This window comes from Rugosimonospora acidiphila (genome assembly GCF_039543385.1).
In the GTDB taxonomy this organism is placed as follows: domain Bacteria; phylum Actinomycetota; class Actinomycetes; order Mycobacteriales; family Micromonosporaceae; genus Rugosimonospora; species Rugosimonospora acidiphila.
Genome location: NZ_BAABJQ010000029.1, coordinates 64565 through 90335, shown reverse-complemented (window position 1 = coordinate 90335; position 25771 = coordinate 64565). Strand labels below are relative to the sequence as shown.

General features: G+C 66.5%; 12 protein-coding genes. 7 read left to right on the top strand and 5 right to left on the bottom strand.

Annotation, left to right across the window (positions count from 1 at the left end; translation table 11 throughout):
* Positions 1-355 precede the first annotated feature (355 nt).
* Entirely contained in the window at positions 356-5206 is a 4851-nt protein-coding gene (locus ABEA87_RS34205) for a LamG-like jellyroll fold domain-containing protein (RefSeq protein ID WP_345636778.1), read from the top strand.
* An 893-nt stretch (positions 5207-6099) separates the two neighbouring features.
* On the opposite strand, the gene ABEA87_RS34200 is transcribed toward ABEA87_RS34205, so the two are convergent.
* On the bottom strand, positions 6100-8901 hold the full coding sequence (locus ABEA87_RS34200; RefSeq protein WP_345636776.1) for a hypothetical protein: 2802 nt from the start codon (positions 8899-8901) through the stop codon (positions 6100-6102).
* A gap of 475 nt (positions 8902-9376) precedes the next feature.
* Here ABEA87_RS34200 and ABEA87_RS34195 point away from each other — a divergent pair, with 475 nt between their 5' ends.
* The gene (locus tag ABEA87_RS34195; protein WP_345636774.1) at positions 9377-12475 is read left to right on the top strand and encodes an AfsR/SARP family transcriptional regulator; all 3099 of its coding nucleotides are present in this window, start codon (positions 9377-9379) and stop codon (positions 12473-12475) included.
* A gap of 421 nt (positions 12476-12896) precedes the next feature.
* Here ABEA87_RS34195 and ABEA87_RS34190 read toward each other — a convergent pair whose 3' ends face one another.
* Complete coding sequence (locus ABEA87_RS34190; protein WP_345636772.1) at positions 12897-16340, bottom strand: tetratricopeptide repeat protein; 3444 nt, start codon at positions 16338-16340, stop codon at positions 12897-12899.
* A 53-nt stretch (positions 16341-16393) separates the two neighbouring features.
* Complete coding sequence (locus tag ABEA87_RS34185; RefSeq protein WP_345636770.1) at positions 16394-16708, bottom strand: trypco2 family protein; 315 nt, start codon at positions 16706-16708, stop codon at positions 16394-16396.
* 808 nt (positions 16709-17516) lie between these two features.
* Here ABEA87_RS34185 and ABEA87_RS34180 point away from each other — a divergent pair.
* The 4 genes from ABEA87_RS34180 (at position 17517) to ABEA87_RS34165 (ending at position 21780) form a co-directional block, all read left to right on the top strand.
* Positions 17517-18332, top strand: coding sequence for a hypothetical protein (locus tag ABEA87_RS34180; protein ID WP_345636768.1), 816 nt, complete (start codon positions 17517-17519; stop codon positions 18330-18332).
* A gap of 521 nt (positions 18333-18853) precedes the next feature.
* Positions 18854-19525: a hypothetical protein gene (locus ABEA87_RS34175; protein WP_345636766.1), complete on the top strand. Its 672-nt coding sequence runs from the start codon at positions 18854-18856 to the stop codon at positions 19523-19525.
* A gap of 567 nt (positions 19526-20092) precedes the next feature.
* Entirely contained in the window at positions 20093-20569 is a 477-nt protein-coding gene (locus ABEA87_RS34170; protein WP_345636764.1) for a hypothetical protein, read from the top strand.
* 434 nt (positions 20570-21003) lie between these two features.
* Positions 21004-21780: a barstar family protein gene (locus tag ABEA87_RS34165; RefSeq protein ID WP_345636762.1), complete on the top strand. Its 777-nt coding sequence runs from the start codon at positions 21004-21006 to the stop codon at positions 21778-21780.
* A gap of 688 nt (positions 21781-22468) precedes the next feature.
* On the opposite strand, the gene ABEA87_RS34160 is transcribed toward ABEA87_RS34165, so the two are convergent.
* Complete coding sequence (locus tag ABEA87_RS34160; protein ID WP_345636760.1) at positions 22469-24592, bottom strand: right-handed parallel beta-helix repeat-containing protein; 2124 nt, start codon at positions 24590-24592, stop codon at positions 22469-22471.
* Between ABEA87_RS34160 and ABEA87_RS34155 the strand changes: the two genes are divergently transcribed.
* Positions 24544-24765 (top strand): hypothetical protein, encoded by a 222-nt coding sequence (locus ABEA87_RS34155; RefSeq protein ID WP_345636825.1) that lies wholly within the window; start codon positions 24544-24546, stop codon positions 24763-24765. The two genes, ABEA87_RS34160 and ABEA87_RS34155, sit on opposite strands and share 49 nt — an antisense overlap.
* Positions 24766-24896: 131 nt before the next feature.
* Here ABEA87_RS34155 and ABEA87_RS34150 read toward each other — a convergent pair whose 3' ends face one another.
* A complete protein-coding gene (locus tag ABEA87_RS34150; RefSeq protein WP_345636758.1) occupies positions 24897-25763 on the bottom strand; it encodes an aldo/keto reductase family oxidoreductase in 867 nt (288 codons plus the stop codon).
* Positions 25764-25771 lie beyond the last annotated feature (8 nt).

The following is a 25771-nucleotide window of genomic DNA, read 5'->3' as shown; positions in this document are numbered from 1 at the left end:
TTGGCCGCGACTGCGTCCCCGTGTTTTCGCCGATCCGGCATTGGGCTTCTGCGGTGCACCTCCAAGGACCGGACCTCACGGTGTCCGCAGTCGCGCAACTATTCACCAGCCATTCCGGCGCGGTTCAGTGCGCTGGGTGACATGGAAGGGAACGTCCGTGGACAGACCGCATCCTCGCCACAGGACCAGGAGAGGCCGTTACCGCGGCGCGATCCTGCTCAGCGTCGCCCTGACCGCCGCAGGCGCCTTCGTGAACGTGGCGCCGGCGTCGGCCGCGCCTGCGCCACCGCCCGCCCCTCCGCAAAGTTCCGGCAACGCGGCCCCGTTGCCCCAGACGCCTCCCCGACCGTCCGGGATGGACACCCTTGACGATGGGTACGGGCCGAGCCCCACACAAGACCAGGCGATGCAGGCCGCTGCGAGGAAGGCCAGCGCCACCGGTAAGCCGGTTGTGGTTGACGCCCTGACCACTGAGACCCAGCAGGTCACTGCTCAGCCCGGGGGCGGATTCAGCCTTTCCGGTAATCCCGACCCGGTCCGCACGAAACAGGATGACACCTGGGTACCGGTCGACACGACTCTGCACGTCACCGCGAATGGTCTGATGCCCGCGGCCACCGCCTACGGCAACGTCATGTTCTCCGACGGCGGCACCGGGCCGCTGCTGACCACCTCTTCGGGCTCCACCCGATACTCGCTGTCCTGGCCGACCGCCCTTCCGAAGCCGACCGTTTCCGGGGCCACCGCGACCTACCCCAACGTTCTGTCCGGCGTCGACCTCGTGGTCTCGGCCACCGACACCGGCGGCTTCAGCGATGTCCTCGTTGTCAAGAACGCCGAGGCCGCGAAGAATCCCCAGCTGGCCGATCTCACCCTGTCCAGCACTCTGACCGGCGGCGTCCACACCACGGCGCAGGCACCTCAGGGCATCGCGGTGGCCAGCACCGACGGGCACAGCGTGCTGGAATCGGCCTCACCGATCATGTGGGATTCCCAGACCGCCACCGCTCCCGCAGCCGGCGCCAAGGCCGCTACCCCCAACACGAGCCAGGCTCTACCGGACCCGTCGGACACCGGGCACCCTGGCGCGGCCGCCCACATCGCCACCGTTCAGGCCGAAGACACCAGAGGCGTACTACGCCTGACCCCCGACGCGGGCATGCTGACCTCGACGTCAACCGTGTACCCGGTCTACATCGATCCGACCGCCAACTGGAAGATCGGAAACGCCGGAACCCCCGCCTTCGACGAGGTTAAGCAAGGCGCCCCGTGTAACGGCGTCTCGCTGTACAACAACGCCAGCGAAGCCTCCGGCGACAGCGGCCACCTCGGTGTCGGTACCAGCAAGGGCTGGCCCGGCGGCTGCGAAGGCATTATGCGCGCCTACTACCAGTGGTCGATGCCCAGCCTTCTGTTCGGAGCCAACATCAGCAGCGCGACCGTAAACGCCAGCAAGGAGTACTCCGCCACCTGCGGCGACTCCACCGTCAACCTCCACTGGTCCGGCGGCATCGGCTCGAGCACCGACTGGAACAACAAGCCCGGCTACCTCTCTGGCGCGCTTAGCACAAAGGTTGTCGGGCCGGCAGGCCGGACCGGCTGTAGCCCCACCGCTCCCGAAAAGGTCGACGTTGGCTTCGACGCCACAAGCGCGGTGCGTACCGTCGTGGCGCAGCACACCACCCAGTTCACCGTCGCGCTGGCCGAAGACGCGGCCGAGGCGTCGGGCAATAACAGTGGCTTCAGCCGCTTCTACGACAACCCCACCCTGCAGATCAACTACAACCGGATACCCAACACTCCTGGCGCCGCTCAGATGCGCGCCACCAACGGTGCCGACAATGTCGGCTGCGCCACCGCCGCCCCATACCCCTACATGGGCAAGAGTACCCAGAGTAGCCCTCCTGCGCTGTCGTCGACCATCAGCGACCCCGACGTCGACCACCTGCAGGCCACGTTCAAGTACTGGATCAATGGCACCAGCACCACCCACACCGGCCTGTCCGGCGACAGCCTCGCCTCCGGATCGGTAGCCAAATACACCCTACCGGCGAGCTTCACCAATACCCTCACCGACGGACAAGTCGTCGACTGGCAAGTCCAAGTCAGCGACGGCATCAACACCTCCGCCTGGTCCACCGCGACCTGCCACTACACAGCGGAACCGACCGCACCCGACGCGCCGGAACTGGACAACCCCGACCACAACTTCCCCAACATCGACAACGGAGGCGGCAAGGGCGCGACCGCCGACACCACCGGCTACTTCACCGTCACCAACACCAGCTCGGTCGCCGTCACCAAATTCGTCTACAGCCTCGACCAGCCACCCGCCGTGGTGAACCCACCGTCCTACCAGGTCGTCGACGCGGTCAACAACACCGCCGACCTATACATCACGCCATACGCCCCAGGCCCACACACCCTCTACGCCGCATCCATCGACGTCGCCGGAGACGCCTCCGCAATGCAAACCTGGCGATTCGAGGCCGACAAAGATGCGGACACCACCTCCTGCCAGACACTCGCTGACTGTTTCAACAACACCGCGATTAGCCCCGACAACCACATGGACTACGGCGCCGCTGACGGGTACGCCTCCTACTCCGCCACCGACCTGACCAACGCCGGATGGGTCTCCGGCAAACAGGTCACCATCGATGGCGCTACCTTCACCCTGCCCACATACGGGACTGATGCCAACGGCCAACCAGAGATGGACAATGTGCTGGCCGCTAACCAGACCATCGACTACGACTTCACCGCTCCCCTCACAGGCGCAACATCCCTCATGGTCCTGGCTTCCTCATCCAGCGACCACCAGGTCACGCCAGGAAGCCCGGACAGTCCCGGCACCGTCAGCACCGCCCCCTTCGTCGCCGGAGGCTGGCCGGTCGCCGGCACCTACTGCTTCGACTCCGATAAGCCGTCGGACTACTGCCCCGCCAGCGGTCAGATTGACTACACCGACGCCGCCAGCGACAGCTACAACCTAGTCGCACCCGACTGGATCAGCGGGCAGCCCAGCCTCGCCGCCGTGACCCTGCCGCACATCAACACCCCCGACGGGCAGGTCACCGACCCCACCACACAACCTAAGATCTACGCCTTCTCCATTCCCCTACAGCCCGGCAAGACCATCAAAGACATCGTCCTGCCGGACGTCAGCACCCAGCCGTGGAACAACACCACAGTGCTGCACATCTTCTCCCTGGCCACCCGCAACACCACCACCGCGACCCCGCAACCCACTGGTGGCCAGGTCCAAGCCGACGACGGCAAAACCTGGACCGGCGCCTGGGCAAACCCACCGGAATGGCAGCACGACGACGCGGGCCAGAACTTCAGCAACCTAACCTTCCGGATCGCCGTCAAACCGACCATCGCCGGCGACACCGTCCGCATCAAACTCGACAACGCCCTCGGAGGGTTCCCCCTGAACATCGGTCACGCCACCATTGCCTTGGACGGGCTTACCGTGGCAAATTCACAGAGTGGCGTCACACCGTCACCGCAAACCCAGGGGGCGGTCGCACACCTCACATTCGACTCCACCAATAGCGCCAGTGTCAGCATTCCCGAAGGGGGGATGGTCTACAGCAATCCGCTCGAGTTCTCCGTGAGCCCCAACCAGTACGTTCTGGTTTCCTTCAGCCTTACAAACACCGTCCCATACCTGGTAGAGCACTCCTGGTCTAACAGCGGGTACGAATACGTCACGGCCCCCGGCTCCGGCGACCACACAGCCGACACCGGCGCCAGTGCCTTCGCCGCAGCTGGAACGAACGCCGGCTGGTTCACCGACATCCTTACTGATCTCGACGTCCAGACTGGGGGAATACCCACCCAAGCCGTACTCGGCGACAACCTCACCGACGCTTGGCAACCCAACAGCGCACCAGCCGTCGGCGGCATTTCGCGGCGCCTGTCCGACGATATCGCCGCCGCCGAACCGACCATGCCTGCCCCCTACGGTTCGATCGCCGAAGGCATCGAATCGAATCAGGTCATCGAAGATTTCGGCGAGACGCACGATGGAGTCGATGCGGGCGGGCCCTCGATCCTCTCGCGCATCGACCGTGACATCCTCGACCAACCCGGTTTGAACACCGTGGTCCTGAACGAGGGGCTCGAGGACATCCTCAACGGCCAATCCGGTAGCGGCCTGGGCGACGCATATAGCCAGCTGCTGACCTATTTCAGGGGCGTCAACGTCGTCGGCATCGGTCTGACTCCCTGCGGAGGCTACCCCGGGCCGAACAACAACGAGCCCTGCGGCGCCAGCGGCGGCGGCCAGACAAGTACCGACCAGAACCGCGTCGGCGCAAACGCGCAGCTAGCCGTGATCCTCGGGCAATCGGGGACACCGCTTCGGCTCTACATCGACGCGGACAGCGCGATCGGCGTCGCTAATAGCACGGGCTTGACTCAGGCCGACCCCAATGCCGCCACTAGCGACCACGTCAACCTCACCAACGCTGGCTACGCGGCTCTCGCCAACGCGTACCTAGGCCCGCAGCACCGCTGGGCCCTCGACGACCTGTTCCCATACATGGCAGACTCTGCCCGGAATGTCGCCACCCCCTACCTAGACAATAGCGGGCAACTGAACGAGGCCTCACTAACAGGATTCGACAACTGGACGGACGATCCCACGCACGGGGAGGTGCTCACGCTCGACGGAACCACCAACTATGCCGAGACCGATCCTCCCAGCACAGGCGCGCCCCTCACCGTGAACACCACGAATAGCTTCACGATCTCCGCCTGGGTCAAACTCACCGACGACACCCCCACCCACGACGCCACCATCGCCGCAGAAGACGGCGCGAACAGCAGCGCCTTCGAACTGCAATACAACTACAGCCACGCCGACGCTCCAGGCTGGGCCTTCAGCTTCCCCACTTCCGATGGCGCCACCACCGTCACCACGGCGTACGCCGCTGGCGCCACCACCGCCTGGACACACGTCGTCGGCGTTTACAACGCCGCCACCCACACCGCCAAGCTATACGTCAACGCAGTCCAAGCCGCCAGCGCTACCAACGTCGACCCCTGGGCAGCCACCGGGTCGTTCACCATCGGCTGCGACATCTCCGCCGGCATCGCCGTCGACCTCTTCCCCGGCTCCGTCAGCGACCTAGAAACCTGGCACTACGCTCTGAACCCTGACCAAATCAACGCCCTATACCAACGAATCTCATAACGCATGATCGTCCGGCCGGCCCGCTCTCACCTCGGTGAGGGCGGGCCGCCAACATCTTGGAACGCATGACGCCGTTACACTCCGTCATCGAGGCGTTGACAAGACCACGCGATCACAGGAAAGTAGCGAAGCCGTGCCACGACGTGAGCCGGTCGCGACGGGCGGTGGGTCAGCCCGGGCAATGGTGATGGCGGGGAGGCAGCATGCGGAAACCCCTCGATGTAGTCCTGATGCGCATCGTCATGGGCCTTAGCGGGCCGCTCATCGTGATGGTCGTGGCCTGCGAGCTGGTCGCGCGTGCCTCAGGAAGCTTCGCCGGGCTCCGGCTCCCATGGACGATCGCGCGGATCCTGGCCGTGATCGTGGTCGGCCTCTTCGGCTATGCACTGGTGCTGAGGTCGCGGCGGGCACGGCGAATGAGGGCACGCAAACCCCCTGCCTCTGGCGGGTAGGACATGCCGGCCCAACAAACGGGATTCTGCCTTCGGCGGTGAGGACTGACCCCCTGGCCGCCGGTGATCCATAGCCGTGCGGGACGGCTCGCCAGTGGCGCATCGGAGGCAACCAGGCCGGGCAGCGTTTGTGTCCCTGCCAGGGCGAAGCACTGATCCGGCTGTTCTGCAAGGCTGAGGCTCCTTCCAACGCGCGTTGGCATGAGACGGCGCGCCAACGTGAACGCTTATTGGGGATAAGAGGCGTTATCTCCCAACTAAATAGTTGGGAGACAACGCGGGAGACATGGCACATCGCAGCAGGAAATCGCGGTTACGGGTGTGCTGCCAGGCCCGCCGCCTGATGAAGGCCCACGTCAGTATCGAGCGCCACCCAACCGATCAGGGTTGGCCCCTGATCGGTTGAGTGGCGGCCCTTCCTTCCGCGTGGCTCCGAGGCTGCTACTGCCGCGACCAGCTCAGTGAGTTCGCGACGGCCGGACTCGTGCCCGCCTGCATGCCTAGCCCCGAGGTCAGGGCCCCGTTTACCGGGTCGACTGTGAACAGCTTGCCGGTGTTCGCCTGGAATGCCTCGACATAGCCGAGCGATCCGGGGGCCGTCGTGATGGCCGGACTGGTCCCGGCCAGCATGCCGAGATTGGTGTCCGCCGTACCCGTCGCGGAGTTCCAGGTGAGCAGATGACCGGTATTGGCCTGGAACGCGATTTCGAAGCCACCGTCGAGCGCGCTCGCGATCGACGGGCTCGTGCCGGGCAGCATCCCGAGTTTCCTGTCCAGCCCGCCGTTGCTCGCGTCCCAGGTGAACAGGTTGCCAGAGTTTGCCTGGAAGGCAATCTCGTAGCTGTCGGTCGCGAGCCCGGTGATCGCCGGGTTCGTGCCGGCCAGCATGCCCAGGCCGAGGTTGCTAGGTCCGATGGTCGCGTTCCAGGTGAACAGGTTGCCGGTATTGGCCTGGAACGCGATTTCGAAGCCACCGTCGGGTGCGCTCGCGATCGACGGGCTTGTGCCGGGCATCATTGCGAGCTGCGTGTCGCTCGCGGCGGTAGACGAGTTCCACACGAACAAGTGACCGGTGTTGGCCTGGAACGCGACGACGAATCCACCGCCGGGCAGTGGCGCGATGGCCGGGCTTGTGTCGGGCATCATTGCGAGCTGCGTATCGGTCGCGCCGGTCGACGAGTTCAACGCGAACAAGTGACCGGTGTTCGCCTGGAACGCTCCCTCGTAGCCGCCGCCCGCAAGCGCCGCGGTGGCCGGGCTGGTGCCCTCCATGACGCCCAAGCCGGTATCGGTTCCGAAGCTGACCGGTCCGTTGAGGAATAGAAAACCGGTATTGGACTGCACCGCGCTTTGGATAGCCCCGGTGGCGAGCGCGATGGACGCGGCGTTGACGCCGACCGCGTCCGGGCATGCGCTCGCGGCCGGACACTGCCCGACCGGTACGGCCTGCCCGCCGTGCGACTCGAACAGCCCGCCGGTCTCGACGGCCTCCAAGAAGGTGCCAGCGGCTGGGGCGGCATTCATGTGATCACGGTTGTCGATGTCGGACTGGTTGATGCTGACCGGCGTGCCACAGCCAGAGGCGCAGTTGGGCAGCGGCAGGGGCGAACCACCGCCGAACTTGTAGACAGCCCCGGACTCGGTTTCTGCGGTGGCCCCGTCCGCCGGCGTGGCCAGCATGTGGTCCAGATCGGCGATGCTGGCACCGGAGATGGCGACCGGAGCGCCGCAGCTCACTGAGCAGGAGGTCAGATGGATTGGGGCGCCATGGACGAACTTGAACGTGTCTCCCACCTCGTCCCGGATAGTTGTGCCGTCGGCCGGGAAGGGCAGCATGTGGTCGAGGTTGGCCACGCTCCAGGTAGTGACCGGCACCTGTTCGCCACACCCCACCACGCAGGACGCCAGGTGGATCGGTGCCCCGCCGGCGAACTTGAAAATCTGTCCCTGCTCGTCCTTCAACGTTGAGCCGTCCAACGGGTACGGCCGCATGTGATCGATATTGGACACGCTCCACGTCGTGATCGGCACCGGTGTGCCACAGCCCGCCGCGCAGGTCGCGAGGTGGATGGGGGCGCCACCGACGAACTTGAAGATCTGCCCTTGTTCGTCCTTCAACGTTGAGCCGTCCACCGGGTAGGGCTGCATGTGCTCCAGAGTGGACACGCTCCACGTCGTGATCGGCACCGGTGTACCGCAGCCCGCCGCGCAGGTGGCCAGGTGGATGGGGGCGCCACCGACGAACTTGAAGATCTGCCCTTGTTCGTCCTTCAACGTTGAGCCGTCCACCGGGTAGGGCTGCATGTGCTCCAGGGCGGATACGCTCCACGTCGTGATTGATACCGGCGAGCCGCAGCCCACCGCGCAGGACGCCAGGCGAATCGGGGCGCCACCGACGAATTTGTAGATGTCGCCCTGCTCGTCGACCAGGGTCGACCCGTCGGCCGGGTACGGACGCATATGCTCCAACGCCGCGACACTCCATGTTGACACGAGCACCGGCGTGCCGCAGCCCACCGCACACTCAGACAGGTGGATCGGCGCGCCACCGACGAATTTGTAGATGTCGCCCTGCTCGTCGACCAGGGTCGCTCCATCTTTGGGTGTAGCGGGCCCGGCGTTGATTACCGCCTGCGTTGTCGGACGCGGGGTGCCCGCACAAATGCTTCCCGCGCAGGTCGACTGCCACACCGGTGCGCCACCGACCATCTTGTAGATGCGGTGCGTGTCCGTCGTGGCCAACAACGTGCCGTCCGCTAGACCCACCACCGAGGTCACCGGCTGCGGCGCCGGCGCGGTCGGCGGGTTCAACACACCCGGCGGAGCTGGCGGCAACGGCCCAACAAAAGCCTTGGTCGACACCGAGGATAGCGACCAATCCGGCCCCGTGATCGGCACGCTGACCGATCCGCTGCCCCCCGTGGCATCTATTAGGGCTCGCAACACCTGCCCGAAGATGCTGTTATCGACGCAGCCCGACGGCGACCAGGTCATGCTCACTGAATACACGTTCGCGAGATAGCCGAAGACCGCTAATTGCGTCGTGTTGGGCGGGAGGTTGAACGTTCTGCTGATAGAGCCCGTAACCGCGAACTTCAGACCGGCGTTCCCGCCGAGGTCAGCCTTGATCGCCTCAACATCGACACCGAACGTTCCTTGCAAACTGAGGTCGATCTCAGCGTTGAGCTGGACCGTGATCGTCTTCGACCCGCCCCCGAGCCCACCTTGAAGGAACTGGTTCACGGCCGCAGGGTGTGGTCAGGCTCGGGTCGAGTGGGATAAAAACATTTTTTTGCTCGCCGGTGATCCGCTGAACAAGCGAGCAGGAGGCGGGCGCGCCTGCGGCGCCATCCGGCGCCAGACCCACCGCCGGCGCCGGGGCCGCCGAAACCGCTGGAGCCGAGACGGCTGATACTCCGACAGTGCCTGCGACCAGCAGGGCCGCCGCTAATAGACGATTAATCACGCGCATATTAGTGCTCCATCGTCTCGTCTTTGGACAAGCGTGGGAAAACGCTCGATCAGTCTTGAGCGGGCCGATGCCGAAATTCTTCTGATATTCTCCTGATCATGATTGGGAGCCTGGCGGATAGCGAGCCTCGATGAGGCTCCTGCTGTTGGGACCGGTCGCGATTGAACTGGCCGGCGGAGTAGTGAGCCTCGGTACCCGCCAACAGCGCCTGACTGCCGCGGTCTGGCGCTGTCGGCCAATCGGCTGGTGACCGTTGACCGGCTCGTCGACCTGTTGTGGCCCGGCGGGCCGCCAGCGTCGGCGCGCGGCGTCGTTCAGAGCCACATCAGTGCGCTGCGCCGCACCCTGTCCATGCACGACGCAGACCGCGACGAGTTGCGCATTGACACGGCCGGCGCAGGATATCTGCTCCGCTGCGACCCCGACAGCATCGACGCACACCGGTTCAGCCGGCTTGTAGCCGAGGCCCGATCCGCCAACGACGATGAAAAGCGCGCAGTGTTGCTGGATGAGGCATTAGCGCTGTGGCGCGGCCCGGCATTGGCCGGTGCCGCCAGCCAAGACGTCCACGGCCGGCTGTGCCGGGACCTTGATGAGGCCCGCCTGGGTGCCATCGAGGACCGCGCCGAGGCGCTTGTGCGCCTGGGTAACCATCGCAACGTCGCGGAGCACTTGGCCGCACTCGCCGATGAGCACCCTGACCGACCACGCCTGACACGTGCTCTGATGCTCGCCCTGCATGGCAGCGGCCGCACCGCACAGGCCCTAGACGCCTACCAGCGCGCCGCCCGGCACCTGCGCAACGAGCTCGGCCTCGAGCCGACACCTGAACTACAGGACCTGCAAGTATCAATGCTCCGCGCGGAACCCAATCGAAATGGCCGGGCACCCGCGACGGTCGTCAGGCCAGCAGTGCCCCTGCCGATACCGCGTCAACTACCGGCTGACATCGCCCAATTCACCGGTCGCCAGGCCGAGCTCCGTCACCTGCTTGGCCTGAGCGGCCCTGCAACCGAGCCGGGCGCCACCATGGTCGCTGCGATCGACGGCATGGCCGGCGTGGGCAAGACGACGTTGGCGGTGCGGGCGGCGCACCAGTTGGCGCCCCGGTTCCCCGACGGACAGGTGTTCGTGGATCTGCACGGGTACACCGAAAACATCGAACCGGCCGACCCGATCATGGTCTTGGAAACCCTGCTGCGTACCGCCGGTGTGGACACTGCGAGGATCCCCGCCAGCCTCGACGAGCGGGCGGCATTGTGGCGTACGCACGTGGCGGACAAGCGTCTGCTCCTTGTTCTGGACAACGGCCGTGACGAGAGCCAGGTGGCCCCTCTGCTTCCGGGCTCGCCGCTGTGCCTGGTCATCGTGACCAGCCGCCGGCGGATGGTCGGCCTAGACCGCGCGACACCGATATCGCTGGACGTGCTGTCGTTGACCGAGGCGGTGACCTTGCTCAGCCAGGCGGCCGGAAGCGATCGGATGGCCGGTTCCGCGCCGGCCACTGCCGTGCAGGTCGCGGACTGGTGCGGACGGCTGCCGCTGGCGATCCGAATCGCCTCCGCCCGGCTGCGTCACCATCCCGGCTGGACCGCCGATCATCTTCTCGAACTGCTCCGTGGTGAGCAGGGACCCCTGGCGACTCTGCACGCCGGACAACGCAGCATCACCGCCGCGCTGAACCTGTCCTACCAGCACCTCACCGAGGCGCAGCAACGCCTGTACCGCCGACTCGGCCTGCACCCCGGGCCCAACCTCGACTCATACGCGGCCGCCGCACTGCTCGAAACCGACCTGAACCACGTCCGTCGGCATCTCGACGAGTTGTACGACGCTCACCTGCTCACCGAACCGCGACCCGGCCGATACGTGCTGCATGATCTCGTGCGTCATCACATGGCAACGGCCGTGGCGCAGGATCCAGCCGGGCATCGGTCCGCAGCTCTCGGCCGGTTGTTCGACCACTACGCGTACACGGCAGCGAACGCTGTGGATCGCGCCCACCCCTACGAGGCGCACCGGCGCCCTCACCTGCGACCACCGGGCACTTCCCGGCTAACGTTCGACACGAGAGCCGCAGCCGAGGCGTGGCTCGATACCGAACTGAGCAACATCTTCGCGACCGTTCGTATCGCCGCCGAACACGGCCGATCCGACCACATTCTCCGTCTATCGGCCATCCTGCACCGGTATCTGCACACCCGCGCCGACGACGCGCGCGACCTGCACGGACGGGCCCTAGCCGCAGCCCGGAGTGTGGGTGATCACGGCGCCGAGCTGCGCGCCCTGGTGGGCCTCGGCCTCGCCGACCGAGTCCAGGGCCGCTACGAGGCCGCCTCCGACTACTACAACCGGGCGGTGAACCTGGCCCGCCGCATCGGAGAATATTTCGGCGAGTTAGAAGCACTGTGCGGACTAGCACGCATTCACTCATTACAGGGTCGCCGTGCAGAAGCGACGCAATACTACGAGCTGGTGCTCGACATGGCGCCGGACGTCGGTGACCGTGTGAGCGAGGTGGAAGCGCTCAACGGCCTCGGCCAAGTCCATCAGCTGCAGAACCGCTCCGAGCAGGCCATGCAGTGTCACAGCAGGGCACTGGACCTCGCGCGGGAGATCGGTGATCGCACCAACGAGCTGCACGCGCTCCAAGGCTGCGGTTACTCCAACCAGATGCTGGGCCGACATGCCGAGGCTGCCGAATACTTCACCGAGGAACTGACCCTCGCCCGCGACACGACCACCCGCACAAACGAAATGTATGCCCTGATAGGCCTCGGTCGGATCCATCAAGTGGACGGCCGATACGAACGGGCCGCCGACTGCCTCGGTCAGGTACTGGCCATCGCACACGACATCGCACACCCCGTCGGGCAACTGAACGCGCTAGTTAGTATCGCCGATGCCTATCGGCTGCAGGGTGACCACCAACTGGCCGCCGATCACTTCCGCCGAGCCCTGGACCTCGCCCGCGACATCGGCTCCCAAAACGACCAGTTCGAGGCCCTCCAGGGTCTCGGCCGCGTCCAGCACATCACCGGTCATCCCGAAGACGCCATGATCTCCCACACCGATGCCCTTCATTTGGCCACTGGCCTTGAGCAGCCAGCGGACATAGCCCGCGCCCGCGACGGTCTCGGACATGCCGAACACGCCCTCGGCCACGTCGACGCCGCCCGCCGCCACTGGCAGGCCGCTCTGGAACTACTCACCGCCAACCACATCAGCCATACCGACGATCCGAGCGTCACCCCACACGCGGTCCGTGACCACCTTGCCCAGTTAACGAAGCCGCAGTCGTCGTCGGTCGTCAACGCCGGCCGCGACGCCCGTGCGTACGAATGAGCGGCCGAGGTCGCCTCCGCGATCGCGGCAAGCTGTCGGAATCCTCACCCAAATCGGGCCAGCACCGAAGGACGACCGCTTAGCTTAGACGCCGTTCCTGAACCTCAGGGTCGGGTGAGGCGTTTGCTGGTGATGCGGATCATGGCCCAGCGGACCATGGCTTCGTGGTGGGTGGGCAGGGCTTCGTAGTCGCGGGCGCAGCGGCGGTGTCTGGTGATCCAGGCCAGGCCGGCCGCCTGAACTGCAGGTCGGCAGTTCAGGCGTTGAGCGGAGCGGTCATTGGATAATAGGGGTTATCTCTCAGGTGGTCATCTAGCAACGCTCTGATGCACCGGTTGACCTGGAAGGCTGCGGCCATCTCAGATTCGTGCGATCGTGCGGTTTGTTTGTCTCGGACAAGTCTTGTCGCGGTTGGTTTCGGTCAAGGTGTTACGTCCCGTGCAGGTTCCGTGGGGGTCGCGGGTTCAGAGAGGATCTGCCGGGCACGTTCGTGATAGCCGAGGTTGGTGAGAGCGCGGGCTAGGTTGAATGAGGACCGGACCAAGTCGGGCGTGAACGCTTCGGGTCGGGCAGTCGCCAACCCACGGTAGAGGTCGACAGCTTCCTGGACCGCGGCCAAACCCTCCTCCCACCGTCCCAGGTTCCCTAGGCCAATGGACAGGTTGTTCAACGAGCCGGCCAGACCGGGCTTGAACGCGTCGGGTTGGGCAGTCGCCAACCCGCGGTAGAGGTCGACAGCTTCCTGGACCGCAGCCAAACCCTCTTCACGCCGTCCCAGGTCTCCTAGGTTAATGGACAGGTTGTTCAACGAGCCGGCCAAGTCCGGCATGAACGCGTCGGGTTGGGCCGTCGCCAACCCCCGGCGGATCCGGACGGCCTCCTGGACTGCGGCTAGGCCCTCCTTCCGCCGCCCTAGATCTCCCAACCGGATCGACAGGTTGTTCAACGAGTCGGCCAGGTCGGGCTTGAACGCGTCGGGTTGGGCCGTCGCCAACCCGCGGCGGATTCGGACGGCTTCCTGGACTGCGTCCAGGCCCTCCTCTCGCCGTCCCAAGTTCCCTAAGCCAACGGACAGGTTATTCAACGAGCCAGCCAGACCGGGCATGAACACGTCGGGTCGGGCCGTCGCCAACCCGCGGTAGACGTCGACAGCTTCCTCGATCGCGACCAAACCCTCTTCCCGCCGCCCCAGATCCGCCAGGCGGTTCGACAGGTTGTTCAACGACAAGCCCAAGTCAGGCAGGAACGCGTCGGGTCGGGCGGCTGCCAACCCACGGTAGAGGTCGATGGCCTCCTGGACTGCGTCCAGGCCCTCCTCTCGCCGTCCCAAGTTCCCTAAGCCAACGGACAGGTTATTCAACGAGCTGGCCAGATCCGGCAGGAACGCGTCGGGTCGAGCCGCTGCCAACCCACGGCGGATCTGGACGGCCTCCTCGACGGCAGTCAAAGCCTCTTCCCACCGCCCTAGACCCGTCAACCGGTTCGACAGGTTGTTCAACGAGCTGGCCAGGTTGGGTAGGAATGCGTCGGGGCGTGCCACTGCCAACCTGCGGTAGACGTCGACAGCTTCCTCGACCGCAGCCAAACCCTCCCCCCACCGCCCCAGGTTCCCTAGGCCAATGGACAGATTGCTCAACGACATGGCCAGGTCGGGGAGGAATGCGCCAGGTCGAGCCGCTGCCAACTCGCGATAGACCTCGACAGCTTCCTGAACTGCGGCTAGACCCTCTTCCCACCGCCCTAGGCCCGTCAACCGGTTCGACAAGTTATTCAACGATCCGGCCACGTGAGGCAGGTACGCGTCCGGGTCGGTGTTGGAACGGGTTCGATAAAGGTGGACCAGGCGGGCCGTGATCTGCGCAGCGGTATCTCTCAGCACCTGTGTGTCCTGCGGAATCGCGTCGTGTACCGCGAGCATCAGCTCGAGGTCGTCCTCGCCGATGTGACCCAAGGTGGTAGCGATCGCCTGGAGTACCGGTTGAGGGTCGGCCGCCTCGGTGGCCACCGCGATCGCGATGGGCAGGCTCAGGGTGGAGTGCAGGCCGATCAGCCCAACCAGAACGGGCGTCAGCTGTGGCCGGGTGGCGGCGGCGCGGGTGAGCACGGTCAAAGCCCGCTCCCACTGGCCCTGGTCGGCGTGCCCGGCCGCCTGGTCAAATAGGTGCGGTTGCTCGGCCAGGATCTGAGTGATGTGGTACTCGGCTAAGACGTCCGGGGTCAGCGCACCCCACCAGCCACCGTCGGTCGGATACAACCGGGCCAGCCACCGCACGATCGCCGCGCGTTGATCCTCGCTTTGATCACGGGTACCGGGCAGATGCTCCACGATGGTGGCGGCCTGGTCGCGGGTGTCCGCGCCGAATACGGCCGCCGCGGCCACCACGACCGGCAGGGTGACCGGCGACAGGGTCACCTTCCCTGTAGTGGCGGTCGTGGTCCAGTAGCGGCTCTCGTGGCGCAGCAGCACCTCCTCGGCCCGCCCTTTGTCGACGCTGGGATAGGCAGTCTCCAATAGGCTCGCGAGCGCGCCCATTTGCACCGCCAACACGGTGGCGAATCGGCTCGTCTCCAATTCGGCCGGTGGCCGGGTAGCCACCGTTTCCGCCAGCGTCGGCCATTCGGCGTCGCCGTATCCGGGTACCTGCGGCAGCCGGGCGGCCAGGTCGCGCACCGCGTCGTGGAACAGATCCTGTCGCCCCGCCGGGTCCGGTTCGACCGGTCCCAACGCATCTACCGGACAGTCGGCGACCGGAGCGAGCGTCTCGTCGCGGGCGGCGACCTCCTGCCGCCATTCACCCGCCCCCCGGGCCAACAGCAGCATGCGCACTCGGTGCTCCGACCTTGCGAGCTTGTTGACCAGGTCCAGGAGTTGTTCTCCGCGGGCCTCGGCGTAGTCGACCACCAGCAATACATCCACGCCCAGCGATCCCAACGCGATCACTGCCGACTCGTCGGGCAGCGGTCGCACCGCGCCGGCCACCCACCCGGCGGCCCGCATGCGCTCGACCAGTTCCCGGGCTAGCCGGGACTTGCCCTGACCGCCCGGCCCCACCACCAACCGAACCCCGAACCCCGTCGGCCGCTCGCACCACGTCTGCAGGTCGTCCAGCAATGTCAGCCGAGATGCACCCCGGAACGTCACCGCCGCCACGTCCGCCCGCAACAACAACGCCGGAGAGGTCGGCAGCGGGGGAGACGTGAACAGCCCGTCCAACTCCACCGGCTCAACCACTGCTGGCCGACTCGCCGCGTCGGCGACCAGCCCCGCGAACCGCGCATCCGCCAACAGCCGGGCCACCGGCACCGCCGCCAGCCGCCGGCCGTCAAACCCGGCGGGATCCCGCACCACCACTCCGACCAGCAGTTCGCCGCACCACACCCCGGCACCGGACATCCCCGCCCACGGCGAACCGCCGCCCGTCACCTGGGCCTTCACCCGCTCCGGTGGAGCATCCACCCCGATCGACAACAACCCGGCCTTGGCCAACCGACCCGGGTTGATCCGGCCCGACATCTGTTCTACATCCCGCATGTCCGGGCTTGCGACCACCTCGGGGAAGCCCCAGCCCGTACAGGGCACGGCCGGCGCGGTACCGACCAGCCGCCCCCACCGCACCCCGTGCCGGCGCGACACCGGCGCAGACCCCGAGTCCGCGACCTCCACCAACGCCACGTCCACACCGATCTCACGGCCCGACCAGACGACCCGACCCCTAACCGCCTCCGACCCCGGGCCCAACTGAATCGCGGACACGGGGGTGTCCGGGTCGGTGACGACGTGGGCGGCCGTCACCACCAGGCGGTCGCTTAGCCACACGCCCGACCCGCACGACCACGCGCCGCCGACCCTGGCGTACACCTCCACGGCGCGATCAGACACGACCGACTATCCCTTTCTGAGCGGGTCAGCTGAGACGGTTATCGCGACGGTGGGGACGTGATCGACCCGTGCACCTCGAAGTCCCCGCCGTCATCGCTATGTGGTGTGAGCGTCAACTTGACCCGGTGTGTCGCCGCTGACGAACCACCGCCCTGCCCACCGGCGGTGAACACCCCGAACTGCACGCCGACCTTCCCGTCCACGTTCCGGCGGGCCTCGATCGTGAACTCCACCTCCACCGGCCCCACCGCGAACCGTGGTGAGGCACCCTCGCCCGCCTCTCGCGCGGCGCCCAATTGATCCCGCAGCACCGCGATCGCCTCGGCCAACTCCACGAATTCGTCGTCTACCACGCGAACCACCCTCACAGCCAGATGAGCAGGACTCGGGCACGGTACCCGCTACACCATCATCGTGCGCTGTCAAATCAACTACAGAGCGCAACGCAGTTCGAACGATCAATCACTACAAAAAGATCAATGATGCGATCGGTGCCCGACAACAGGCGGTATCACCGGGTCGGGAGTTCACAGGGCGGGTATCAACGGCGCCAGAATTGAGGCCCGGCGTGCGGCAGCGCGATCCGCTTCCACAGTAGAGGTGACGAACAGCGGCGGTGCTGACCTGGATGGTTGGCGGATTCCAAGCCGAAATCGGGATTGACCATACGTCGGCGCCAGCATGGCAGGTCGAGGCTCCGACCAGCGCTGGAATCTCACTCGAACCTGGTAACTACTAGACGGCGGGATGCCATAACCGACACGCCAGTCGAGGCCACCCGGACGGCCACGCTGGGCAGAAGGTGATGGCAGTAGCAGTACGGCATGCTCGTGTTCGCATGCTGGAAGCCGCCCGGGCAGTGAGCCAGCCGCCGGCTGACTGACTGGGGAGAACTCCCACGAACGGCGGCCCCCCACGTCCGGCGGACCCGTCTGATCAGTTGTATGGCACGAGTTTGTTCCGCCGCCGCGGACCGCTCTGGGGTTAGTTTTGAAGAACCCACCCGCCCTATAGGATGCGGCGGCGGTGGGGATCGTAGAATAATCACCCGCAAGAAACGATCGGCGGGTTGTCGGCCAATTCCATTGGCACGATCCGCGAATGCCAGCCGACATAACGCCCGGTCGACTTCCTCGTCTCACTACCGCGAGAGTGGCAACCGTGACCTCCTACACCATCACCATCGCAGCCGACGACGGCAGCGCCACGAGCACCACGCTGCGGCTGGACACCAGCGGCGGCGACATCACGCTCACCGACCTACACCTGCACGCCGGCGGTGGCCTGGCCACCGGTGCGCTACCGGTCATCGACTACAGCATGCTGCTGAAGGCCATCACGCCTGCCGCGCCGATTCCCGCGGTGAGCTCCGCGCCGGCGGCAACGACGATCGAAGCGCCAGCCACTGCCGCGGTCGAACAATCCGCGACCGGGGCCGCGCCGGCGGCCAAGCGCACCCCGCGTAAGGCCCGCTCCGCCAAGGCAGCGGCCAGCATCCCACCCGCGGCCGACAAGGCTGACACTGCGCCGGCTAAGGCCCGCACGTCGCGCGTTACCGCCGCAGCCGACACGACGGCACCGGCGACGCGGACACGGGCGGCCCGCTCCGCGCAGTCGACTCGTCGCGCGGCCGGCGCGGCGCCCACCGTGCCTACTCAGGCGACCCCAGCTGTGGAAGAGGCGAAGCCAGCCCGCTCACGCCGCGCGGCGGCGAAGACTGCGGCGAAGGCGACCGCGGCCGCGGGTGCCGACGCGGCGAAGGCGAAGAAGACCGCGAAGTCTGCTCCCGCCAAGAAGGCGGCCACCAAGGCCACCGCTTCAGGCAATGAGCGTGCGTACCGGCGCATGCCCGACGACTTCGCCGCCATGTTCGAGCAGGCCGGCAGCGCCGCCGCGGTAGCCGACCACTACAGCGTGCCGAGGCACACCGCGCACGGCTGGATCCGCCGGCTGGGCAAGGACAAGGCCGCCAGCTGACAGTCCGGCAACCACCAACATCGGCGAGGTGGGGCGCAGCGGAACGCAATCCGCAGCGCCCCACAGCTGTCTGATCTCACTACAGACAACTCGCGTTGTCGAACGGCCCTCAGCCGTGATGGGACGGGGTAGCTAGTGCCGGCTGCTAACGCATGGGCGTGCGAGGGCGCGCCGACCTGGGCCCCTTCGATAGGCCGAGTCCAGGCAATTCGTCGAGGTCGCGGTACCTGCGCCAGCGCGGCGTCGAGGCCACCATTCCAATCACGGGCGACCAGGCCGCGAACCGGCGGAGAAATGGGCGTAGCGGTGGAGGGCCGCTGGCATCCGACCCAGAGACCTACAAGCGTCGCCGCGCGGTGGAGTGCCGATCGACCGGCTGTAGTGTCCGGCGTTGCGGGCTGAGGCTGCGGTCCGAGCGGCGGGCGGGATCTCCTCGGCCGGGGATTGTCGCTGCCCGGTTTTCGGGCAAGGGCTCTTTTCGGTCTTGGGTCGCGCGGCATTGCTGGCCTACTGTCAACGACGTGGAGCGCGACGAGTTGGCTGGGCTACTTGCTGCTGGCCAGGGGGAGGCCTATGACGCGTGCCTCCAGCAACTGCGGCGAGGCTCGACCTTCACGATCTACCAGGGCGTCCAGCCGGCGAGTCACTACGAACGGATCTATCACCACCGCGATCAGCACACCCACCGGATGGGGATATCAACGGTCGGCGTCGGCGAGACGGTCGACAGGTTGCGTAGCCTGGGTGAGGAGCCGATGCGCCTCGGGTCGATGACGGTCGCCCACCCGCCCTACCACTACCTGTTCTTCCTGTCCGTCGACTTCTCAGCTGTCGTAGGCTGCCTCGGCGTGGATCAGCGGTTTCAGTCCACTCGCGACATCTGCCCTCACGCTGAGCTTGCCTGTGAGGCGGTTGCGTGGGCAGAGGACGACTTCCCCGGCTGGATCCGTGTCCGGCTGGTCGACGCGGCCGGGCGTGACTGGTTCTTCGTCGACAAGGTGCCGATTTTCACGGCCGGGGTGATCACACGGGAGACGAGCTTCCCGGTGTCGGTCGGGATCAGGTGTCGCATCCTCACGGCCGGTCCGGGCCGTTTCGACGCCGGGGACCTCGTCGTCAGAACGGATGTTGACGGCGTAAACGCGGAGGACGGGACCAACGAGTTCCACGTCCGTCGGAACCAGGTGGTCTGAGCGAGCTGATTTCGACCGCGCGGCGCCGGGCGGCCGGACCAGGGCCTGGTCCTCGTCGCGTTCCTGCTGATTGCACCGTCCCGGCCATGCCGGTGGCCCAGCCGCGTGGCGGCGCGGTAGCGATCGTCGGAAGCCCGCGAGACGTGGAACCACTCCGGCGATCGTCACGGCGGCTAGTCGCTCACGAGCGCCTGTAGTGGTAGGTCCGCCCTCCCTCTCCTAGCGTGAAGCCATCGGGCCACAGGCCCAGCGAGAGGGCTGTGTCAGTGATGATCGCCATGGCAATCCCATCGGTCCGATCGAGCCGGCCCGCGTCAATTCCTCTGGCACCCATAGATCTACGGTGCCGTTCGACAGCGCACGCTGACGCAACTCGTCGCACAGCATCTCCACCGTTCTTGGCTGACCCATGATGATCATCAGATCATGGCACGTGACCAGCGGTCCATAGCTGTGGCGGCGTCTCCAGCGCGGAGCCGGTCGGTCGCTTGGATCGACACGACCCGCTGTCAGCCTGTTGGTCATGTGCCTTGTCGTGAGAAGATCAACGGGCGAAGGGAGCAGTGGGTGGGTCGACAGAAGTTGCGACGGGTCGCCGATGGGCTGCCGTTCGTCGTTCTGTCATCTGGGTTGGTTGAATATTTCGTCCCCGGGCGGCTTCGCGGCCACCGTGACGCTGGCCTGGTCGCGGTTGCGTTCGTTCTTGCCCTGATCGTCGCTTGGGTGATGCGCAGGTTGTCCGGGATGACGTGGCGCGAGGCGCTGTGGCCTCGACGGGAGCCACCGCCCTGGACCAAGTTGCCACCCAGCATGACGTCGGTTGATGAGCTGGCGCGGGCCGGGAAGCGACTCCAGGCCATCAAGATGTACCGCGAGCTGACCGGCGCGGATCTCAAGGCGTCGAAGGAAGCCGTGGAGACAATGATCGCCCCCGCGGCCTTTCATGAGCCGGTACTGCAAGTCGAGCCCGCTCCGCTGATCGCGCTCGGCCACACCGTTGGTCACCCGACGGTGCGGCCGGCCGATGCCAGCATCCGAAAATAAGGGTCATTATCTCCCGGCGTGACCCGCCCTACGCCTCTCGTGTCGTAGCACAGCCTGAGGATGAGCCCTGGCGGGCAGAGGCTGACCGTACCCGGCGTACAGGTCGGCTCCCCCTGCTCGGAGTTTTCCGACGGTTATGTCCTGTCCCGCCTGACGCTCGACACTCGCCTCCCACCTGATGGCTGACGACATCACGAGCGTTGCAGGCTCGATCTTATTGGGATGCGCACTGCTCCGTGGCGTCAGATGATGTGGCGGTGTCCTCGAATCGTGGCATGCCTGATGAGGCGGTACCCTCGCCCGGGTTGGTTGCAGCGTGGTTTGTGCTGGGGCAGGCCGAGTTAGAGCGCGTGCCATGGTGGGCGGCTCATTGGCTCGTTGCCGGTCGCGATGGCCAAGCCTTGCGAGAACTGGCTGGCCTGAACGGTCGAGACGTGCACGAGGTTCGCGACCTGCTTCCCGTCGCGTTGGCGGAGATGTCCGTCGCCCTGCCGCCGACCACCGTCGCGGCCGCGGTATTCGTCTTTGACGACTTGGCCCGTCGGTACATGTCCGGAGAGGCGGGGGAGCGGTGGGTCGCCCACGTGGTCGCGGATGTCGTCACGCGAGCCGACTACTCCTCTGAGGTCATCGACCTGCCGTTGGGCCGTCTGTACGAGGTCGACGATGAGTGGCGTGCCGGCTGGGGGCGGACGGTGGAGGAGTTGAAGGCGGCCGTCCGTGTGGCCTGTGCCGAACAGCTCCAGCCAGTGCGGACGCAGCTGTTAGCACCGGCGAAGATCGGCTCGACGACAGCCGCCGGCCGAATCGAGATCATCAGTCAGGCTCCAGGTGTGACGGAGACGTCGAGCATCTGGTGGGACTCGACAAGCAATCGAGAAGCAAGTGGCGACGTGGCCCGTGCGGCGGAGGGGAGGCTCGTGTCGGTTGAGATTGACGGCCGCGAGGTGCGGACCGAGAGGGATCTTCATCGGCTCCTGAACCAGGCGCTCGACTTCGGGCCGTACTACGGGTGGAACCTCGACGCGCTATGGGATCGGTTGACCAGAGATGTTCTGCGTCCAGTCAAGGTCGTGTGGACGCACTGGGAGACAAGCGAGCGGAACCTCGGCACGGGAAGCTTTGGGAGAATTCGCGACCTTCTGAACGCCGTGCAGGCTGAGGACGAGAGGCTCGCCTATGACGAACGGTTCGAGTTCGAGTTGCGGTGATCCCTCGGACCGATGGACTATCGGCGGTGCGGTCGGTCGGGGCGTTCCGAGCGGTGAGACGCCCACCCGGGGTTCGTCACAGCCGAATGAGGTGGCCAAGGTTGCTGTACTTCGCTGGTGACATGGATCTGTCTGAAAGATTGACCTCGCCCGTGTCAGGCAACGATCATGGCGGCGCGCCCAGCGGCGGCCCACTCGTTCACCTGGGCGGATAGCGGATAGTCCTCCGTCGCTCACTCCCGTGAGTCACGGTACGTCGCGGTAGTCACTCAGTTAGCCACGCATGCGGTACGCCGCTCCTCCGCCGATGACGGATGACCGCCTCTATTCCAAACGCAACCATGGTCGTCTAGCTGGACGCGCCACCCTCGTCCAGAGGCTGATCTGCGTGAACCGCTCGGGGCCACGCGATGCCGCCTGGCCCCGAGCTTTGACTGCCGTGCAGCAACCGATTATCTGTCCCGAATGGATCGTCCGTCGTCGTCGGTCAGCTTGTGCCCAACCTCCTTCGGGCCCTCACCCGGCCAGCACGTCAACAAATGCTGCTCGGTCGATTCGGAGGCCACCGTCCGCAGGGGCGTACGCGCGATCCCGGCCCCGGCATGTACACGCACGCGATAAGCGCTCAGCCGCCCTGACCTGCTCCCCAGGCGCGCGACGCCTGCCAGCCTTACCTCCGAGTGGCACTTCACTGCGCCGGGCCGAGAAAGTACCCCTCTTCGTCGGCGATGACGTGAACGGTGCCCGGGCCGGAGTTGTACGCCTTGACGGCGCCGTTACCCGTGGCCATCACCGCGTTGGACACGGTCTGGTTGGCCGCAAAGTCCAGGGTTGAGGCCGCCGGCCGAGTCGCGGCGTCAGCGTCGTACACGGTCAGGAACCCGCTCGTAGTCGGCGCGGTCGCGGTGAGGTTGAACACCAGGGCCGCGGGCCGCGAGCACGGTCCCTCGCAGTAGTAGTCGTTCGATGAGGCGTATACCTCGACGTAGCCACCGGCCGGTACGGGACCCGCAACGCCCCAGTTGCCGTCGCCGGTACGGGTGTCCATGAGCCGGGTCGGGCCGGACGGTACGAAGGTCAGCGTCGCTCCCGTGGTCCCCTGGGGGCCGAAGTAGCCCTCTAGGTCGGCGAAGACCTGCACGGTCCCGGAGTTGCCGCCGTCGTGGATGGACACCTGCCCGCCGCTGACCGGAACTATCACCAGGTTCGCAACCGTCAGATTCGCCACGAAGTCCAGATCGGACACCCCCGGCAGAGGCTGACCATGCGGATACAACGCCAACCAACCCGACGCGGTCGGCTGCGTCGCCCCCACATTCAACACCACCGCCGTCGTACCGCTGGGCACCTTGCCGGTCAGGTTGAGCGTGAGGTCGCCACCGGCCGCGAGCGGATGCGCCGGGGCACCCGTCCCGTTGCGGGTGTCCAGCACCCGTACCGGCGTCTGCGACGCGACCTCGTCACCCGGTGCGCCGTAGAAGCCCTGCAGATCGGCGAGCACGTGAACCGTGCCGGAACTGCCGTTGTAGAACCTGATCGCTCCGTCACCCACCGGCACCGTCACCAACACCGACGCGGTCTGCCCCGGGGCGAAGTCGATGTCCGAAACGCCGGGGCGCACCGCCCCCACCTGGTCGGGATACACGGTCAGGAAACCGCCCGACTTGGGCTGCGTCACCGTCACGTTGAGCACCACCGACGTGATGTCCTTGGCCGGCGTCGCACCGATGGACGCCAGCGGCAGCACCACCTCACCGTAGGGTGCGACCGGCGCCACGTCACCGGTGCCGAGCCCGGACCTTGTGTCCATCAGACGGGTCGGAGTCACCGGATCGTAAGCGGCTCCCATGACCGCACAGGTCGGGCGGGATCCGGCCGGCAGGTTGTGGAAGTCGCTGTCGCTATCGTAAACCGTCACGCAGTGTTTGCCGCCGGTACGGAACGTGTGCTGGATGGTGGTCTGTGTGGTGATCAGTGGGTACGGCTCATCGTTGAACTGGTATGCGAAGATCCCGATCGGACCGTTGGTGGTCCAGGTGGGCGTCTCGCTCTCGGACACCACCGCCTCCAGCGGCGTGCCGCTCGGGTCGCGCTGCAGCAGGCTGCCGTGCTCCGAGGTCGGGCCCTCGACTTCCGACGCGCCGCGGTCGTAGTACCCGGCACCGGTGCCGGTGTTGGCGACGGCGGGATCGTCGGTCCGCGGTTCGTGGACGTGGTCGCTGGGGAGTTCGGCGCTGGCGTCCGCCGAGTCGATCGCGGGCGAGGTGGCTTTCAGCGGGTACCAGGCGAAGCTTGCGCCCATCTCCGGCTCGAGTTGGGGGTCGGCGGCGACGTCGTGGACGCCCTGTGCCGTGGCTGTGGTGAACGACGCCAGGTCGGCGTAGCCGACACCGCCCCAGACGTAGAGCGGCCCGGTGCTCGCCGGGTCGATGAGGTTGTAGTCGGCGGCGGTGTTCGCCACCGATCCCGCCGACACCGAGATAGCCGCCGCGCTACCCGGATCGACACACGCGCCCTGGGTCCCGGGCGTGCCCTTGGAGGTCTCCACGATGTTGTTCTCGATCGAACCGGACGACGCACCGGCCACCTCGATGCCCGCGGAGCAGTTCGTAACCAGGGTGTTGCCGGTGATGGACAGGTCCGGTGCGTCGGTCGCCAAGACAGCCAGTTCCCCGGGACTGAAAGTGTTCCCGGACACGACCGCCCCGGTCACGCGCGACTCGACGTCGATGCCCGGCCCGGTCCTGCGCGAAGTTCCGGCTGATGGTGACGTCGCTGGAGGCTCCCGTGATCTGGGTCCCGACCTTCGCATTGGAACGTATCGCACCGCCGTCGATCACAATGTCCGACGAGTCGTCGATCGCCACCGCGACCGCGGCGCCGCCCGAAACGCCCTCACTGCCGCGCGGCGCAAGCGTCTCGATCGCGGGCAATAGTGGCCTCCTCGATTCTTCCCGCGCGACCGGCGCGCCGCCGGCACGCTGAGCCTGACCGCCGCCGGTGCTGCGGTGACCGCAGCCGGCATCTCGGTGACCACCGCGCTGCGCGCGACCGGCGCGGTTGTTTGAGACTCGTGGCTGCTGCTCTCACATCGGGGTGGGCCGGTTGATGCCCCGCTAGCGGCCGATCTTGTTCAGCTCGGTGAGGTCGTCGGTGGAGAGTGAGAGGCCCGCGCCGGCGACGTTCTCGCGCAGGTGGGCTGTGGAGGAGGTACCGGGGATCAGCAGGATGTTCGGCGAGCGCTGCAACAGCCAGGCCAGGGCGACTGACATCGGTGTCGCCTCCAGCCGGGCGGCCACGGCCGAGAGTGTCGACGACTGCAGTGGGCTGAAGCCGCCGAGCGGGAAGAAGGGCACGTAGGCGATGCCCTCTTCGGCGAGCGCGTCGATTAACTCGTCGTCCTGGCGGTGCGCGAGGTTGTACATGTTCTGTACGGACACGATCGGCGCGATCGCTTTCGCCTCGGTGACCTGTTCGGCCGTCGCGTTGCTCACCCCGAGGTGCCGGATCAGGCCCTGCCGCTGGAGTTCGACAAGCGTCCCGAATGCCTCGGCGATCGAGCCGGGCTGAGGTCCCTCGGCGTCGCCGAGCCGAAGGTTGACCACGTCGAGCGCCTCGATGCCGAGAGCTTCGAGGTTGTCGTGGACGGCCCGGCGCAGGCTTTCCGGGTCCCGGGCCGGCGGCCAGCCGCCCTGCTCGTCGCGGGTCGCGCCGACCTTGGTCACGATGTGCAGCGATTCGGCGTACGGGTGCAGCGCTTCGCGGATCAGCTGGTTGGTGACGCGCGGTCCGTAGGCGTCGGCGGTGTCGATGTGAGTGATGCCGAGGTCGACGGCTTCGCGGAGGACGGCGAGGGCACCGTCGTGGTCGGCGGGCGGTCCCATCACCCAGGGGCCGGCTAGCTGCATGGCACCGTAGCCGAACCGGGTGACGGTTAGGTCTCCTAGCGTCCAGGTACCGCCGGGAAGAGAAGTGGAGATCATGCTCGTAC

What these genes read in the sequence shown, in the direction of transcription:
- ABEA87_RS34160 (WP_345636760.1), bottom strand. Translation starts at nt 24,592, where the DNA reads ATGCGAAGGTCGGGACCCAGATCACGGGAGCCTCCAGCGACGTCACCA.
- ABEA87_RS34150 (WP_345636758.1), bottom strand. Translation starts at nt 25,763, where the DNA reads ATGATCTCCACTTCTCTTCCCGGCGGTACCTGGACGCTAGGAGACCTA.
- ABEA87_RS34155 (WP_345636825.1), top strand. Translation starts at nt 24,544, where the DNA reads ATGGTGACGTCGCTGGAGGCTCCCGTGATCTGGGTCCCGACCTTCGCA.
- ABEA87_RS34205 (WP_345636778.1), top strand. Translation starts at nt 356, where the DNA reads ATGGACACCCTTGACGATGGGTACGGGCCGAGCCCCACACAAGACCAG.